This window comes from Pseudomonadota bacterium (genome assembly GCA_039818985.1).
Lineage (GTDB): Bacteria > Pseudomonadota > Alphaproteobacteria > Sphingomonadales > Sphingomonadaceae > Alterisphingorhabdus.
The window spans coordinates 2,343,578-2,358,961 of the sequence record JBCBSU010000001.1; the positions used below are offsets into that span (position 1 = coordinate 2,343,578).

The 15,384-nt window shown below is 59.7% G+C and carries 15 protein-coding genes and 1 tRNA gene; 5 read left to right on the forward strand and 11 right to left on the reverse strand.

Going from position 1 to position 15,384, the window contains the following annotated elements; genetic code table 11:
• Positions 1-172: 172 nt before the first annotated feature.
• From rpsA to aroA, 6 genes are all read right to left on the reverse strand, one after another.
• The gene (gene rpsA, locus AAFX04_11150; protein MEO1045986.1) at positions 173-1,873 is read right to left on the reverse strand and encodes a 30S ribosomal protein S1; all 1,701 of its coding nucleotides are present in this window, start codon (positions 1,871-1,873) and stop codon (positions 173-175) included.
• A gap of 204 nt (positions 1,874-2,077) precedes the next feature.
• Entirely contained in the window at positions 2,078-2,707 is a 630-nt protein-coding gene (locus AAFX04_11155; protein MEO1045987.1) for a d(CMP) kinase, read from the reverse strand.
• A complete protein-coding gene (locus AAFX04_11160) occupies positions 2,704-3,579 on the reverse strand; it encodes a proline iminopeptidase-family hydrolase (protein MEO1045988.1) in 876 nt (291 codons plus the stop codon). The genes AAFX04_11155 and AAFX04_11160 overlap by 4 nt, the downstream gene beginning before the upstream one ends.
• Before the next feature lie 261 nt (positions 3,580-3,840).
• Positions 3,841-4,206: a DUF805 domain-containing protein gene (locus AAFX04_11165; protein ID MEO1045989.1), complete on the reverse strand. Its 366-nt coding sequence runs from the start codon at positions 4,204-4,206 to the stop codon at positions 3,841-3,843.
• An 8-nt stretch (positions 4,207-4,214) separates the two neighbouring features.
• Entirely contained in the window at positions 4,215-4,496 is a 282-nt protein-coding gene (locus AAFX04_11170) for a hypothetical protein (protein MEO1045990.1), read from the reverse strand.
• Positions 4,493-5,863 carry a 3-phosphoshikimate 1-carboxyvinyltransferase gene (gene aroA / locus AAFX04_11175; GenBank protein ID MEO1045991.1) on the reverse strand — a complete coding sequence of 457 codons (1,371 nt, stop codon included), beginning with the start codon at positions 5,861-5,863 and terminating at the stop codon, positions 4,493-4,495. The genes AAFX04_11170 and aroA overlap by 4 nt, the downstream gene beginning before the upstream one ends.
• A 202-nt stretch (positions 5,864-6,065) precedes the next feature.
• On the opposite strand from aroA, the gene AAFX04_11180 reads away from it, so the two are divergent.
• From AAFX04_11180 to AAFX04_11190, 3 genes are all read left to right on the forward strand, one after another.
• Positions 6,066-6,380 (forward strand): TIGR02300 family protein, encoded by a 315-nt coding sequence (locus tag AAFX04_11180; GenBank protein ID MEO1045992.1) that lies wholly within the window; start codon positions 6,066-6,068, stop codon positions 6,378-6,380.
• Between the two features lie 103 nt (positions 6,381-6,483).
• Positions 6,484-6,559, forward strand: a tRNA-Ala gene (locus tag AAFX04_11185).
• A 141-nt stretch (positions 6,560-6,700) separates the two neighbouring features.
• Entirely contained in the window at positions 6,701-6,943 is a 243-nt protein-coding gene (locus tag AAFX04_11190) for a GIY-YIG nuclease family protein (GenBank protein MEO1045993.1), read from the forward strand.
• A gap of 15 nt (positions 6,944-6,958) precedes the next feature.
• Here the strand turns inward: AAFX04_11190 and AAFX04_11195 are convergent, their stop codons facing one another.
• The 5 genes from AAFX04_11195 to AAFX04_11215 form a co-directional block, all read right to left on the reverse strand.
• Positions 6,959-7,774 carry an SDR family NAD(P)-dependent oxidoreductase gene (locus AAFX04_11195; GenBank protein MEO1045994.1) on the reverse strand — a complete coding sequence of 272 codons (816 nt, stop codon included), beginning with the start codon at positions 7,772-7,774 and terminating at the stop codon, positions 6,959-6,961.
• A 3-nt stretch (positions 7,775-7,777) separates the two neighbouring features.
• The gene (locus AAFX04_11200) at positions 7,778-8,947 is read right to left on the reverse strand and encodes an acyl-CoA dehydrogenase family protein (GenBank protein MEO1045995.1); all 1,170 of its coding nucleotides are present in this window, start codon (positions 8,945-8,947) and stop codon (positions 7,778-7,780) included.
• A gap of 110 nt (positions 8,948-9,057) precedes the next feature.
• Entirely contained in the window at positions 9,058-10,236 is a 1,179-nt protein-coding gene (locus AAFX04_11205) for an acyl-CoA dehydrogenase family protein (GenBank protein ID MEO1045996.1), read from the reverse strand.
• Between the two features lie 147 nt (positions 10,237-10,383).
• Positions 10,384-11,196, reverse strand: a complete 813-nt coding sequence (locus tag AAFX04_11210) for an enoyl-CoA hydratase-related protein (protein MEO1045997.1) — start codon at positions 11,194-11,196, stop codon at positions 10,384-10,386.
• Positions 11,196-12,215, reverse strand: coding sequence for an NADP-dependent oxidoreductase (locus AAFX04_11215; GenBank protein ID MEO1045998.1), 1,020 nt, complete (start codon positions 12,213-12,215; stop codon positions 11,196-11,198). Before AAFX04_11215 ends, AAFX04_11210 begins: the two co-directional genes overlap by 1 nt.
• Before the next feature lie 120 nt (positions 12,216-12,335).
• Between AAFX04_11215 and AAFX04_11220 the strand changes: the two genes are divergently transcribed.
• Both AAFX04_11220 and AAFX04_11225 read left to right on the forward strand, forming a co-directional pair.
• A complete protein-coding gene (locus tag AAFX04_11220) occupies positions 12,336-13,874 on the forward strand; it encodes a peptide ABC transporter substrate-binding protein (protein MEO1045999.1) in 1,539 nt (512 codons plus the stop codon).
• A gap of 13 nt (positions 13,875-13,887) precedes the next feature.
• Positions 13,888-15,363: an ABC transporter substrate-binding protein gene (locus tag AAFX04_11225; protein MEO1046000.1), complete on the forward strand. Its 1,476-nt coding sequence runs from the start codon at positions 13,888-13,890 to the stop codon at positions 15,361-15,363.
• The last annotated feature ends 21 nt before the right edge of the window (positions 15,364-15,384 follow it).

Here is a 15,384-nt window from a genome sequence, read left to right on the forward strand (position 1 = left end):
CGGCTTTGCGCATGCCTGCTCGCTACGGCTGCGCTCGAAACATGCATAGTGGCAGAAGTTGTGAGATAATACAATGTTATACGGCGATGATATCACAAGATGATACAAAAACGGGGACAGACTGTTGTCCGTCCCCGTTTGGGCATTGCGTTGCCTGCCAGCGGAAAGCGGCTCAGTCTTTCTTCTTCAGCGCTTCACCGAGAATATCGCCCAGGCTGGCACCCGAGTCGGAAGAGCCATATTGCTCGACCGCCTGCTTCTCTTCGGCAAGCTGCAGCGCCTTGATCGAGAAATTCGGCTTTTTCGAACGGTCGAAGCCGATGACGGTTGCATCGAACTTCTGGCCGGTCTGGAAACGATCGGGACGCTGCTCGTCACGGTCACGGCCCAGATCCGAACGCTTGATGAAGCCGGTGGCGCCATCTTCACCCGCCTGAACCTCGAGACCGCCGTCGCGAACCTCGAGAACGGTAACGGTAACAACCTGCCCTTTGCGCAGACCGCTGGAAGCGGCGCCGCCAACAGCCGGAGCACCTTTTTCAAGCTGCTTCATGCCGAGCGAAATACGCTCCTTCTCCGGATCGATATCGAGCACGATCGCCTTTACCTGCTCGCCCTTGCGGTGCAGGTTGAGCGCGTCTTCGCCGGAAATGCCCCAGGCAATATCCGACATGTGCACCATGCCGTCGACATCGCCATCGAGACCGATGAACAGTCCGAATTCGGTGGCGTTCTTGACTTCGCCCTCGACTTCGCTGCCCACCGGATGCGCCTCGGCAAAGGCTTCCCATGGGTTGCTCTGCGCCTGTTTCAGGCCAAGCGAAATTCGGCGCTTGTCGCTGTCGACTTCGAGCACCATGACCTCGACTTCCTGGCTGGTCGAGACGATCTTGCCCGGATGGACATTCTTCTTGGTCCAGCTCATCTCGGAAACGTGGACCAGACCTTCAATACCCGGCTCCAGCTCGACAAAGGCACCATATTCGGTGATGTTGGTAACCGCGCCGCTGAGCTTCGCGCCGACCGGATATTTGGCGGCAGCGCCTTCCCATGGATCGCTTTCCAGCTGCTTCATGCCGAGCGAGATACGCTGGGTTTCCTGGTTGATGCGGATGATCTGCACCTTGGCGGTGTCGCCGATATTGACGACTTCGCTGGGGTGATTGATCCGCTTGTAGCTCATATCGGTGACGTGGAGCAGGCCGTCAATGCCGCCCAGATCGACGAATGCGCCATAATCGGTGATGTTCTTGACCACGCCCTCAATGACCTGACCTTCGGTGAGGTTCTGGATCAGGCCCGAACGCTGTTCGGCACGCGTCTCTTCAAGGACGGCGCGGCGCGAGACAACAATGTTGCCGCGGCGGCGGTCCATTTTGAGGATCTGGAATGGCTGGGGGATATCCATCAACGGGGTAACGTCGCGCACCGGGCGGATATCGACCTGGCTGCCGGGCAGGAACGCCACAGCGCCATCAAGATCAACGGTGAAGCCGCCTTTGACGCGGCCATAGATGACACCCTCAACGCGCTTGCCTTCGCCAAATTCGTTTTCCAGCTTGTCCCATGCAGCTTCGCGGCGAGCGCGATCGCGCGACAGCATCGCTTCGCCATCGGCATTTTCGACGCGGTCGACATAGACCTCGACTTCGTCACCGATCTTCAATTCGGCTTTCTGGCCGGGCGCGGCGAATTCGCGCAGCGCCACGCGGCCTTCGGATTTCAGACCCACATCGATGACAGCCTTGTCATTTTCGATGCCGGTTACGGTGCCTTTGACGACGCGGCCTTCAAAGCCGCCATCTTCGCCACCGAGTGATTCGTTAAGCATTGCCGCGAAATCATCGCGTGTTGGATTTGCCGCAGAGGCCATAAAGTAGTCCTTATATATTCATTTTTCCGGCCAATCGGTTGTCTCCGATGGTCTTGGGCCGAACTGCCGCCAATACCGAATATATTGGCAGCATTCCCAAAGCGTTAGCAGCTTTGCACAGCAGGCAGATACGCCAATAGCGACAAGCGATGAAAGCGCTGTTGCGCCCCCGCTTGCCGGTCTCATATTGTACGTGATGGACCGTTAACGGCCTTCTATCCTGCTGTTCACCGCAGCAATCGCCTCGCGAACGGCGGCGTCTATAGTCATATCCGAGGTATCTAGCAAGTGTGCGTCGATCGCGGGGATCAGCGGCGCGGCGGCACGGGAACTGTCACGGGCATCGCGCCGCTCGATATTGGCACGAATTTCATCCGCATCGGGAACCTCACCAGAGCGCTCCATTTCCGCGACCCGACGCTCGGTACGGGCATCGACACTGGCGGTGACAAACAGCTTGGCATCGGCATCGGGCGCAATCACCGTGCCGATATCGCGCCCGTCCAATATGGCACCGCCGGGCTGTTGCGCGAAATCCTGCTGGCGTTTGAACAGGGCTTCGCGCACTTCAGGGTGCACGGAGACCCGGCTCGCCAGCCCGCCGGTACGCTCATCACGCAACACCGGATCATCGAGCATGGCATCGGGAAAAGCGCACGCCGCCAACGCATCACCTGGATCATCAGGATTGCCACCCATCAGCGCGACATTATGCCCGACAGCACGGTAGAGCAGCCCGGTATCGAGATGCGGCAGGCCAAAATGCCTGGCCAATGCCTTGGCAATCGTGCCCTTGCCCGAAGCGCTGGGTCCATCAACGGCGATAACGGTCATGGTTTGTCGTTCCGTTCCAGCCAGCCGCGCAATATCGCTTCGGTTTCCAGCGGTCGGTCGCGGATAAAGCTGTGCGCTCCCCCCGGAACAACCGCCAGTTCGGCACCGGGCGCCAGCCGCACAAAGTCCTGCACCGTATCGATACGCGCGGAATCATATTGGCCGATCAGGAACAAGATGCGTTTGCCATCGACTTTGCGCAGCAAATGGGTGGCATCATAGGTTTTGAGTATGCCGGTAGAGCTGAATTCGCTCGGCCCCCACATGCCGCGATAGATGATCGGATTAGGGCCATTGCCGCCAATGCGTACCGCATAGGCGCGAGCCGCCTCACTGGATGGAACACGCTGATAATAACGCGAATAGAGCATGGTAAAGACTGCGCGGCATTGCTCCGCCGGCGGTGGATTATCGCTTTCACAGGCTTCCAGTACCGGCAGCTTTTCTTCTGGCAAATCCGCAATCAGCAAGTTGGCATCGGTGATCCAGTGCGGCGTCGAGATAAAGGTGCCGCCCAATACTGTCGACACACTGTGCTGCGGATAACGGGCGGTATATTCCAGCGCTATGGCGGAACCCCAACTCTGGCCGACAATGTGCCACCGATCGACATTCAGCGTCTGTCGGATTGTCTCCAGCGTATCGACAAAGCGTTCGACACGCCAATTGTCCGGATCATTGGGCTGGTCGGAACGGCCGCTGTCGAGCTGGTCATACATGATGACCGGACGCTCATTGGCGAGGCCGAGCATCGCCGCAAAGCCGTTATGCACCCCACCGGGACCGCCATGGAGAAAGATCACCGGTATGGCATCAGAGGTCAGATCGCCATTGATCCGGACATAAACACGCCCGCCCTCGACCGGGACCATCACTTCGCGGTCGGGATCGGCATAGGCTTCAACAAGGCCCGCTTGCCCAGCCCATGCGGGACACGCCGCAAACAGGCAAAGCGCACTGAAAAACAGGCTTAGCGACCGTCGGGAAGCTTTCGGAATGACAATGGTCCTTTTGTGCAGAATATAAGCCACAGGCGAAACATCCAACGCCATCGTTTGCAGCGAGTTGGCGATTGGAAGAAGCTTATCGACACCGTTGCGGGGTCCGTCAACCGCGATGATCATTGCGTTGTTTCAATAGAGATAATCGTCGGTCCGCCCCCGAGGATCACGGCCATAGCTGTTCTCGCCATAGGATCCGGAACGCAGCAGCAGGTAAAGCACAATGCCATACCCGATAAGCGGAACAAACAGCGTCAGAAGCACCCACCATGCGCTGTCGGCGTCATGCACCCTTCGCACCATCAGCGCGAGGAGGAGATAGCCACCGAAAAGCAGTTGCAATATTGCGGTTTCGGGAAACAGATATCCCAGGATGAGCAAGACGATCATATAGCTCAGGGCCAAAACACCAAGCTCGCGGCGCGTGGCACGACCGCGAAAGTCGAGCATGTTCGAAAAGGTGAACATTTCGCCGTAAAAATAATAGTTGATCGGCATGGACTGGCTTAGCCGCGATTATTCTGGCCGTCTCCGGCATCAGTCACTGAATTGTCTCTGCGAAGGATCAGCGATCCCATGCCATAAACGGCAATGATCATCCAGATCACCTGCAACAGAAATACCGGCAGGTTGAAATTCTGCCACACCGATACCGCCAGACATGCCGCTCCGGCGAAGTTGATGCCGTTGAAGATCATATCAGGCGGGCGCTTGCGGATATTGTTATAGGCAAAAGCGATGATGATAAGCGCCGAACCGATCCAGCCGAATATGTCCGCCATGCTCATACAGTCAGTCCCGCGCTGGCATCCTGGCCTCCGGTCACCCGCAGCAGCAGCGCGCTGAAATCGGGGAAGCTGGTCGCCACCGGCGCCATATCAGAGATGGTCACACCGCCCGTGGTCATCAGCCCGGCTATGGCAAAGCTCATCGCGATCCGGTGATCGAGCACCCTGTCGATCGATACCGGCGCGGCGGGTGTGAAAGGCGCACCGTCGCGCCCCTCGATAACCAGCCCGTCCGGATTTTCTTCGACCATGACGCCCAGCGCCTTCAACCCATGCGCCATCTCGGCAAGACGGTCGGATTCTTTGACCCGCAACTCGTCGAGACCGCTGGTACGTGTCATCCCGTTTGCCATAGCGGCCGCGACAAACAGGATCGGGAATTCATCGATCATGCTCGGCACCAGCCCATGATCGACCTCGACACCAGTGAGCGCGCTGGCGCACACCCGCAGATCGGCGACAGGCTCACCACCGACATCATGGCGGTCAATTTCAGTGATATCGCCGCCCATCTGTTGCAACAGGGTGATAAGTCCGGCGCGAGTCGGATTCATGCCGACCTTGCGGATGACGAGATCACTGCCTGGCACGATCAGCGCCGCGACGATAAAGAATGCCGCCGAGGATGGGTCACCGGGTACGATGATATTCTGCGGTTTCAGTTCCGCCTCGCCGGTGACGAAGATATGCCGCGTGCCATCATCATCACACTCGACGCGAACATCCGCACCTGCGCCTCGTAGCATATTTTCGCTATGATCGCGCGTCGGCACCGGTTCGATAATCTCTGTGATGCCGGGGGTATTGAGCGCCGCCAGCATGATCGCCGATTTAACCTGAGCCGAGGCAACCGGAAGCCGGTAACGGATTGGAATAGCGGGGCAGATGCCCTGCACTATCAGCGGCAGGGTATCGCCCGGACTGGTGGTAAACTGGGCGCCCATCTGCCCCAGCGGTGCGGTCACCCGCGCCATCGGGCGGCACGACAGCGAGGCATCGCCAATAATGCTCGCGGCGATAGGATGGCTTGCCACCAGCCCCATGAGCAGCCGCGCCGAGGTACCGCTATTGCCCATATCGAGTGCGCCATTGGGTTGCAGCAGACTGCCCACGCCAACACCATGGACCTGCCATTCGCCTTTGCCGGTACGATCAATCGTCGCGCCCATGGCCCGCAGCGCCGCAGCCGTCGCCAGCACATCCTCACCCTCGAGCAGGCCGCTGATCCGGCTTTTCCCCACCGCCAGCGCCGACAGGATCAGCGCCCGGTGCGAGATCGACTTGTCGCCCGGCACCGTCAGCGAGCCGCTTAGCGGCTTGCCCGGAGCAAAGCGCCACGGCATCGGGTCGGAAGAGCTGTGCGACATGGGGGCGGTCCGTCTTTCGCTGCTTGATCTGAAATGCCAATTGCCTATGTGCAATAGAGCGTAGCGTGCACTGGGCTTTTGACAGCGCCGCAAAGCTATGGCAAGGCGCACGCCAATTTTCCGCCAAAGCATCGGCGGCAACCATAAAAGCCTTTATCCTTTGGGTAGTTGGCGCATTATCACAGAGAGATCGAGACGAATCATGGCCAAGCCAGAATGGGGAACCAAGCATACATGCCCGAAATGCGGTACGCGTTTCTACGATCTGGGCAATGATGACCCGATAACCTGCATTGAATGCGGTAATGAGTGGCACGCAGATCCGGTGCTGAAATCGAAACAGCCCATGCCGTTCGAGGATAACTCGAAGAAGAAGGACGATGACAGCGATCTCGCCGATGACGAGGATCTGGACATTGACGAGGAAGAGAACACCGCCGACAGCGATGTCGATCTGGGCGGTGACGAAGATCTCGGCGTCAAAAAGGCCGATGACGAGAATGAGGACGAAAACTGATCCCGGATCAGTCGCGGTTCAAAATTTTGCTTGATGCCCTGATGCGGTTGGACTAGAGCGCTTGCCTCTGGTCTGCCCATCCATCCCAATGGGGCAGCAATATGGGGCCTTAGCTCAGCTGGGAGAGCGCTTCGCTGGCAGCGAAGAGGTCACCGGTTCGATCCCGGTAGGCTCCACCAGCCTTCGCTTCCTACGGAAGCTTCGGCTGGCAGGCCAGCCGTTAGCGAACGTTGGAAGGGAAGGCTGCCCGCCGAAGCCAACGGCGTAGGAGGGCGAGACAATCTCCAAGCTTTGTGTTAAAGGCATAGGGGGATGAGACATTGCACTACGTCTATATCCTGCAAAGCATCAACGCCCCAGATCAATACTATACCGGCATAACGGCTGACCTGAAGAAACGCCTCGAAGCCCATAACAACGGCCAATCCCCGCACACAGCAAAGCACCGCCCTTGGCGATTGGTCAGCTATGTCGCTTTTGCCGATGAAGCCAAAGCTCAAGCCTTTGAGAAATATCTGAAATCTGGTTCCGGAAGAGCTTTTGCTGCTAAGCGACTGCGCTGAAAGGCGCGCGGACGCTCAATATAGTGGCCGAAAACCATCCCTGATCGATTGATGGCGTTCATCAAACCGCTCGATCAAATCAGCATCAGTCGGACAGACCAGATACCCGCCGCCGCTGGCAACTTTCTCCGCGATAAACGGCCACATCACATCGGGGGTCTGCGCTGCTTTCCACATGCCAGAAATCGCCGGGTCCATACGTTTGGCGCCGCCAAAGCGTTTGGGGCGGGCGCGGGCGCCGTCCCAGATATCGGTGTTGAGCAGGCCGGGGCATAAGATGGTCGAGGCGATGCCCTCATCAGCCTGCAATTCGGCAGACAGCGCTTCAGCAGTGGCAAAGCTGCCATGTTTGGTGAGCGCATAGAGTGGGAAGTCACCATCGGGTGCGACCAGGGATGCGCTGGAGGCGGTGAAGCCGACATGGCGCGGCCCGCTGGCAGCCTCGAGCAGCGGCCAGAAGGCCTGCATCGACCAGATCATGCCCATGACATTGACCGAAAAGGCCCAGTCAATCGCATTCGCTCTGCCCTTGAGCACCGGCGCGCCAACCCCCGCGCCGGCATTGAGCCAGAGCAGATTGAGGGTAATATCGCGATCCGCCAGGGACTGCGCTGCGGCGGCCAGGCTGTCACGGTCGCTGATATCGCCGCCAAGCGCAAAGGCTTCTCCGCCAATATCATCGGCCACGGCCTCTGCCGCCTCTTCGCGGATATCCTGCACACACACCGTCATGCCAGCCTCGGCCAGCTTGCGCGCCAGCATCTCGCCAATGCCTGCACCAGCGCCGGTGACCAGCGCGGTCTTGCCAGCAAAGTCCTCCAGTCCTGCCATTGCTCAGAGCATCCCCGTATCCGTTGGCAGGCCGAGGCTGATACGCCCGGCCAGTTCATAGACGCCATGCGCCGTCGCAATATGCTGGGTCGCCACATGGGCATCGCGGAAGCGGCGTTGCAGATTGCTGGTCTCATAGACCGCCGCGCCGCCGCCCAGCGTATAGGCGGTTTTGGCGACATCGGCGGCGCATTCCGTGGCATAGGCTCCGGCGAGGCGCAGCTGTGCACGCTGTTCGGGTGAAAGTTCACCTGTGCTGATGGCCGCCTCCCAACAGGTGGCAATGGCCTCGCGGAAATACGCCTCTGCCGCGGCCAGCTTGGCCTCGGCTTTGGCGATATCGACCTGCGTCACCTGCCGCTCGGCCATGGTCTTGCCGGTGGCCGGGTTTTTCTTGGTCTTGGCCATCGCCTTGATCTCATCCAGCGCGCCAGCGGCATTGCCCAGCGCCACCGAGGCGACACCCATGGCGAGCATCCCGAAAACCGGAAAAGTATAAAGCGGGCCCTGCTCGACCGGAGTATCGACGATCAGCGAAACCGAGCGCGCCTTGGGCACCATCACATCCTTCACCGCCAGATCTCCCGAGCCGGTGCCGCGCATGCCCATGACATGCCAGGTGTCGATCCGCTCCACATCATCGGCGGGGAACAGCATCATCCGGTGATAGGGCGCGCCATTGTCGAGGCGTTGCAACTCATCATCTTTGAAGATCATCGCGCCGCCACACAGCCAGTGGCAGTTGATATTGCCCGACCCCCATTGCCAGCGCCCACTGACGGTATAGTGATCGCCCATATCATCGGCACGGCCCATAGGTGCGAACACGCCGCCGGTGATGGTGCCGGGCGTGCCATATACCTCTTTGGCGACATCATGCGGCATATAGGCGGCGTTGACCGCAGTGGTCGCGCCGATCATCGCGCACCAGCCTACACTGGCTTCTGCGCGCGCCATGGCGTGGAGGATGGCGACAATATCCAGCGGTGCCATTTCCAGCCCACCAAGGCTTTTGGGTTTGACCATGTCGAAGATGCCGATGCTGGCGAGATCTTGCGCGATATCGGCGGGCAGCCGGCGCGCGGCCTCAATCTCATCGGCGCGTTTGGCGATGGTGGGGAGGCGTTCGGCCACGGCTTTTCCCAAAGGGGCGATGGTTTCTATGGCTTGCATTGTCTACCTTCCTCTCACTTCGTCATCCCGAACTTGTTTCGGGATCTCCCAAGACAGCGCACAACGGCCTGAGATCCTGAAACAAGTTCAGGATGACGATAATAACATCCTCACAACTTCATCAAGCTCGCCAGATTGTTCCTCTGCATATCACTAGACCCGCCGACAATCGGCATGCCCAGCAGATCGCGCACATGGCGTTCCAGCTCATAACTATCGCTCAGCGCGTAGCTGCCCATCACCTGCTGACAGGTGAGCGCAATCTCGACCCCGGTATCGGCGACAAACAGCTTGGCCATGCTGGTCTCGACCGAACAGGGCCGCGCCTGCTGCGCCAGCCATGTCGCGTGATAGAGCATATGCCGTGCCGCCTGCCATTTGGTGCGTGCTGTCACCAGCTTGTGGCGGATCGCCTGATGCTGGCTGATCGGTTTGCCGAATTGTTCGCGCTCCTGCGCATAGCTCCACGCCTCGGCTATGGCGGCGCGGGTGATGCCCAGAGCCACCGCGCTGATCTCCAGCTTCTCGACATCAAGCGCGCGCCCGGCAAGCTGTTGCCAGCCCTTGTTCCACATCTCCTCGCCGCCGACAATCGCACTGGCGGGCAGGCGGACATTGTCGAAATAAACATCCTGACTATGGGTGTAGCGCAGATTGACATGCTCGATATCCTGCATCGTCACCCCCAGCGCATCGGTGGGTACCAACACGAAAGACAGGTTTTTATAGCGCGCATCAGCCTCGCCCGAACGCACCAGACAATAGATATAATCTGCCCAATCCGCGCCGGTACACCAGCGTTTCGCGCCGTTGATAATGACCTCGTCACCCTCGCGCGCAGCGCGGGTTTCCACGCTGGCTAGGTCGCCGCCAATATTGGGTTCGGACAGGCCATAGGCGAAGAACATCTCGCCCGATGCCAGCTTGGGCAGAAGCGCCTGCTTCTGCGCTTCGCTGCCATTTTCAGACAGGTTCATGCCGCCATAGAAGCAGGTATGAATATAGGGCCCGGCCAGCGCCGCACTGCCTGCTGACAGCTCCTCAATAACGGCAATCGCCGCGACCAGATCCTGCCCGGCACCACCATAATCCTCGGCTATGGTCAGCCCGGTCAGACCCATTTTGTTGAGCTCGGCATAAACCTCACGCGGCCAGCGGGCCTCACGGTCCCATTTCTGTCGTTCTTCGCGGGGGGCATGCTGGATCAGGAAGCGCTGTATCTGACTGCGTATGGCCGAGACATATTCCGGCTCATCGGCAAAGCTCTGCCATGTATCGGGGAAGGTCATATTATTGTCTTTGCCTTATCGTTCAGATCATTAGCTACAAAAACATCGTCATTGCGAGCGTAGCGAAGCAATCCAGGGCGTCTCGCATCTGCTCTGGATTGCCGCGTCGCTTCGCTCCTCGCAATGACGGATAACTTAGACACGTCCTCAATCCCCCGTCAGTTTTGGCGCGCGTTTCTCCATCATCGCTGCCACTGCTTCGCGCCGGTCGTCGAGGAAATTGGACACGCTCTCATAGCCTATCGACGCATCCATCAACTGCGCCGCCAAGGCGCGCAGCGGGATGTTGGTCACCGTCTTGGTCCAGCGTACTGCCCAGCGCGGATTGGCCAGAATTTTACCCGCAATCTCGTCCACCTTAGTGTCAATCGCGTCCGTCGGCAGCGCATAGTTGATCAAGCCCAGCGCCTGTGCTTCGGATGCGCTCAGCATATCGCCGGTCATCAGCAATTCCTTGGCCTTGGCATAGCCGATAAGCTGCGGCCAGATCAGCGCGCCGCCATCACCCGCGACCAACCCCACTTTGACATGCGGGTCACCGATCACAGCATTTTCATCGGCAATGATGACATCGCACAACAAGGCAATCGTCGCCCCCAGTCCCGCCGCAGCGCCATTCAGGCGGCAGATGATCGGCTTTTCCATCTCCAAAATGCCCGAGACAATGCGTTTGGCGTCCCAGGCGATGCCGCGAAATTTGGCCGGGTCGGAAATCTGCTCTTCAAACCAGTCAAAATCGCCACCAGCGCAAAAGGCACGGCCCTTGGCGGAAAGGATGATCAGATCGCTGTCGCTGTCACGCTGCAGATCGGTGAACACCGTCGCCAGCTCATCGTGCATCGCGGCATCGACGCCATTGACCGGATGATCCGAGGTGATGAAGGCTTTGAGTATCCGGCCATCACGTTCAAAGGTGAAGCGGCTGTAGTGGGTGTCTTCAATGCGGAATTCTGCACCCATCACTCTTCCCCGACTTTGACGACACGGCGGCCAAAATTCTCGCCGCGGAACAGGCCACAAAAGGCTTCAGGCATCGCGTCCAGCCCTTCAAAGCGCTCTTCTTTGAGCTTGAGCGCGCCCTTGGCGATCATTCCCGCCATGGTTTGTAATGCTTCGGGAAACATCTTGGCGTGATAGAACACCACCAGCCCGCGCATCATGATCTGATGGGTGATAAACGGTGTGGTAGTGCGGATGCCGGGCCGGTCTTCCAGCGCCAGCGAATAGTCGGCCACCTGTCCCGCGACGCAGATACGGCCATTCAGCTTCATCTTGGGCAGCACCCTCTCGATCATGGCATTGCCGACATTGTCGTAGAGCAGGTCGATACCATCGGGCATGGCTTCGGAGATCGCGGCGTCGAGATCGTCGACTGTCTTGTAATTGATCACCGCATCGAACCCGGCCTCGTCTTTCAGCCAGGCGCATTTCTGATCGCTGCCGGCGATGCCGACCACTTTTGACGCACCCCAAGCCTTGGCCAATTGCCCGGCGGTCGCACCGACTGGCCCGGCGGCGGATGTCACCAGCACCGCATCGCCTTCGCGAAATTGCGCGGTTTCCTTCAACCCGCACCAAGCGGTCAGACCCGGCACGCCCAAAACGCCAATCCAGTAAGACAGCGGCAATCCGGGATAGACCGGGCCGATAAAGCCCTTGCCATTCTGGATACTGTGGCTGCGCCAGCCACCGGCGAAAAACACCTGTTGGCCCTCTTTCCAGTCGGCATGTCTGCTCTCCTCGATCACGCCGACCGAGAAACCATCCATCGGCGCGCCAATCTTCTGCGCCGCGGAATAAGTATCGCTGCCCGACAGGCGCGAGCGGGTGCCCGGATCGACCGAGTTAAACACATGGCGGACGCGGAACTGGCCTTCTTCGGGGATCGGCAAAGGCGCTTCCTCAACCCGGAAATCTTCCGGCACCGGCAGCCCCTCACAATAGCGCGCCAGTACCACATAGCGCATCATATCAGCCATTTATTCCTCCCGATTATGCTCTGTCGGCGACCAGACCATGAAGCCCCGATTCAGTCAACCAGCCCGCATACGCTGTGATGAAGAATTGCGATTTGCCGACAGGCATTTATGCTGCGCGGCATGATGGTCTCGCGTTTCCTGTTGCTGCTGGCTCTCGTGCTGACGGGCTGCACCAAAGCGTCGCAACAGGACAGCGCTACCGGCACCGGGCCGGACACGCTGGTGCGGCTTTCCGATGCCGAGATACGCGGGCTTGACCCGCAGAAATATTCCGATCTCGCCAGCCTGCGCGTGGCGCGCGACCAGTTTGACGGGCTGACCCGTTATAATGGCGCAGGTGAAGCCGTAGCCGCCATCGCCCGTGATTGGACGGTCAGCAAGGACGGCAAGCTCTGGCAATTCCGTCTGGTCGATACTGCCCTCTTTTCCGATGGCACCGCGATTACCGCGCCGCTGTTCGCGAAGCTGTGGCAAAGGCTCAACGATACGGCCACCGCCTCGCCGCACAGGGAATTGTTCCGCGCTATTGCGAATATCACTGCCGAAGACGCGCAGACGGTGCGTATCACCCTTGCCCATCCCTTCCCCGAGCTGCCCTCGCTGCTGGCGCATCCGGCAATGGCGGCGCTGCCGATGCACCTGATCGAGACGCGCGGCGATGGCTGGACCGCGATGCGGCCTCTGGTCACCAGCGGCGCTTATCGGCTGACCCGCTGGCGGCTCAATGATGCAGCGGCGCTGGAGCGTAACCCGCAATGGCATGCCACCACACCGCCCGTAGCACGAGTGATCTGGAAACCGATGGACGACAAGCTCGCGGGGATGCGGCTGGTGCTCAGCGGCGCCGCCGATATTGCGCACAGCTATCCCGATAACCGCCACCGCTGGTTGCAGCACAATCATCCCGAATATCTGCGCAGCAGTGATTATCTCGGCACTTATTATTTTGCCTTCAACACACGGCGACCACCATTTGATAATGCCGATGTGCGGCGGGCGCTGTCGATGACGGTCGACCGCGCCTTTCTCAGCCGCACCCTGCAGCCCTTTGGCAACCACCCGGCCTGTGGCGTGGTGCCACCGGCATTGCTGGAAAACGCCGCCAATGGCTGCAGCCTGACCCCGGAAAAACGCGAAACCGCACGGCGCCTGCTCGTCGGTGCCGGCTATGATGAAGCCAATCCGCTGCGTTTCACCATGCGCATCAATTCAGCACGCGAGCATAGCCGTGTCGCGGTAGCGCTGGCAGCGATGTGGCGCGCACTACCGGTAGAAGCACAGATTCTCAACAGCGAGGCAACGCTGCATTTCGCCAGCCTGCGGCGCGGCGATTTCGATCTGGCGCGCTCGGGCTGGATTGCCGACCTGCCGACTGCTGACAATTTCCTCGCGGTGCATCGTTCCGATGCCGGCAGTGTCAATTATAGCGGCTATGCCAGCAGCGACTATGATGCGCTCCTCGACAATGCCAGTGCATCAGCCGATGGACGCGATGCACTGCTTGCCAAGGCCGATGCCCTGATTGCACGCGATGCGCCGGTGTTGCCGCTCTATTTCTACCGCGCCAGTGCTCTTGTCTCGCCAAGGATAGTCGGCTGGCAGGACAATGTTCTCAACATTCATCCCAGCGCCACTCTGTCGCTGACAGACAAAGAATGACATAGAAACAGTCGTGAAACCGCCTGTAACCCTGATCCCGATTCTCCTGACCGCGCTTCTCGGTGTGATGCTGGCTGGCTGTGGCCAGGCCGATAACCGCACCATCACCGTATCGGTGATCGATAGCGGCGACGATATTTTGCAGATCGGCCGGATGAATCTTGGCCCCGCCAGCCGTCAGATGCGCATGGACCTGGCCCAAGGCCTTGTCCGTTATGATGCCGAGGGTCAGATTGTTCCCGGTCTCGCCCAGCGCTGGGTCGTTACCGATGACGGGCTGAGCTATATTTTCCGGATCGAGGATCGCGACTGGTCGAATGGCCGCAAGGTAACAGCGCAGGCGGTTGCCCGCGGCCTTAACGAGCGGATAGAGATTGAGCGCGGCGGCCGCTTTGCTGCAGAAATGGCCAAGGTGCGCGACGTGCTGGCACGCACACGGCAGGTGGTCGAGGTGCGGCTCGAATCACCATCGCCCAATTTCCTCAACATATTGGCGCTGCCGGAAATGGGGGTCCGCACCGATGGCCTGGGAACCGGCCCGTTGCTGGTGGAGACCGAAGCAGAACGGAAGATCACGCTGGAGGCAATGCCACAGGACCTGGCGATGCTGGCCGAAGAGGATGCGGAGGAAAAGCGCCGGATCATCTTCACCGCCGACCGTGCGGCGCTGGCGATACAACGCTTCCGCAACAGCGAAAGCGATATCGTTCTCGGCGGACGGTTCCAACACCTGCCGCTGGTCAATGTTTCAGGCATTGCGCGCAGCCGCTTGCGGCTCGATCCGGTCGCGGGGCTTTTCGGGCTGGTGTTCGTCAGCAATGACGGCTTTCTGAGCGACCCGGCCCGGCGCGAAGCGCTGGCCATGGCGATCGACAGGAGCGATCTTTTTTCCGGCCTGCAATTGACCGAATGGACCTCGACCACCCGGCTGATCCCGCAAAATATTACGGACTATGCGCCCAATGTCGCCGATCGCTGGACCGATATGTCGATCGCCGCGCGGCGCGAACAGGCACGGCTGCGGGTGCTGGTGTGGGAGCAGGCCAATGGACCATTGCCGCCCTTGCGCATTGCCATGCCGTCGGGCCCCGGGGCACGCTATCTGATGGCGCGGCTGCGCGCCGACTGGCGCCTGATCGGCATCCGCGCCGAAAGCGTGCCCCTCAACGCCGATGCCGATCTCAGACTGATCGACGAGATCGCGCCTTATGGCGGCGCTGAATGGTATCTCGCCCGCCTGTCCTGTGTCCATGTACCGATTTGCGATGAGGAGGCCGACTTTGTGTTGCAGGATGCCCGCGCCGCCTATGACCGCAACCAGCGCGCCGCCGGAATAGCCCGTGCCGAAACACTGATGACGCTGCACAACAGCTATATTCCGCTCGGCCTGCCGCTGCGCTGGGCCTTGGTGCGCGGCGATATTACCGGCTATGCCGAGAGTGCAACCGGGCTGCATCCCTTGTCGGAACTGCTCACAGACCCCATTTAGGTTGAGCATAGCGAAAAAATG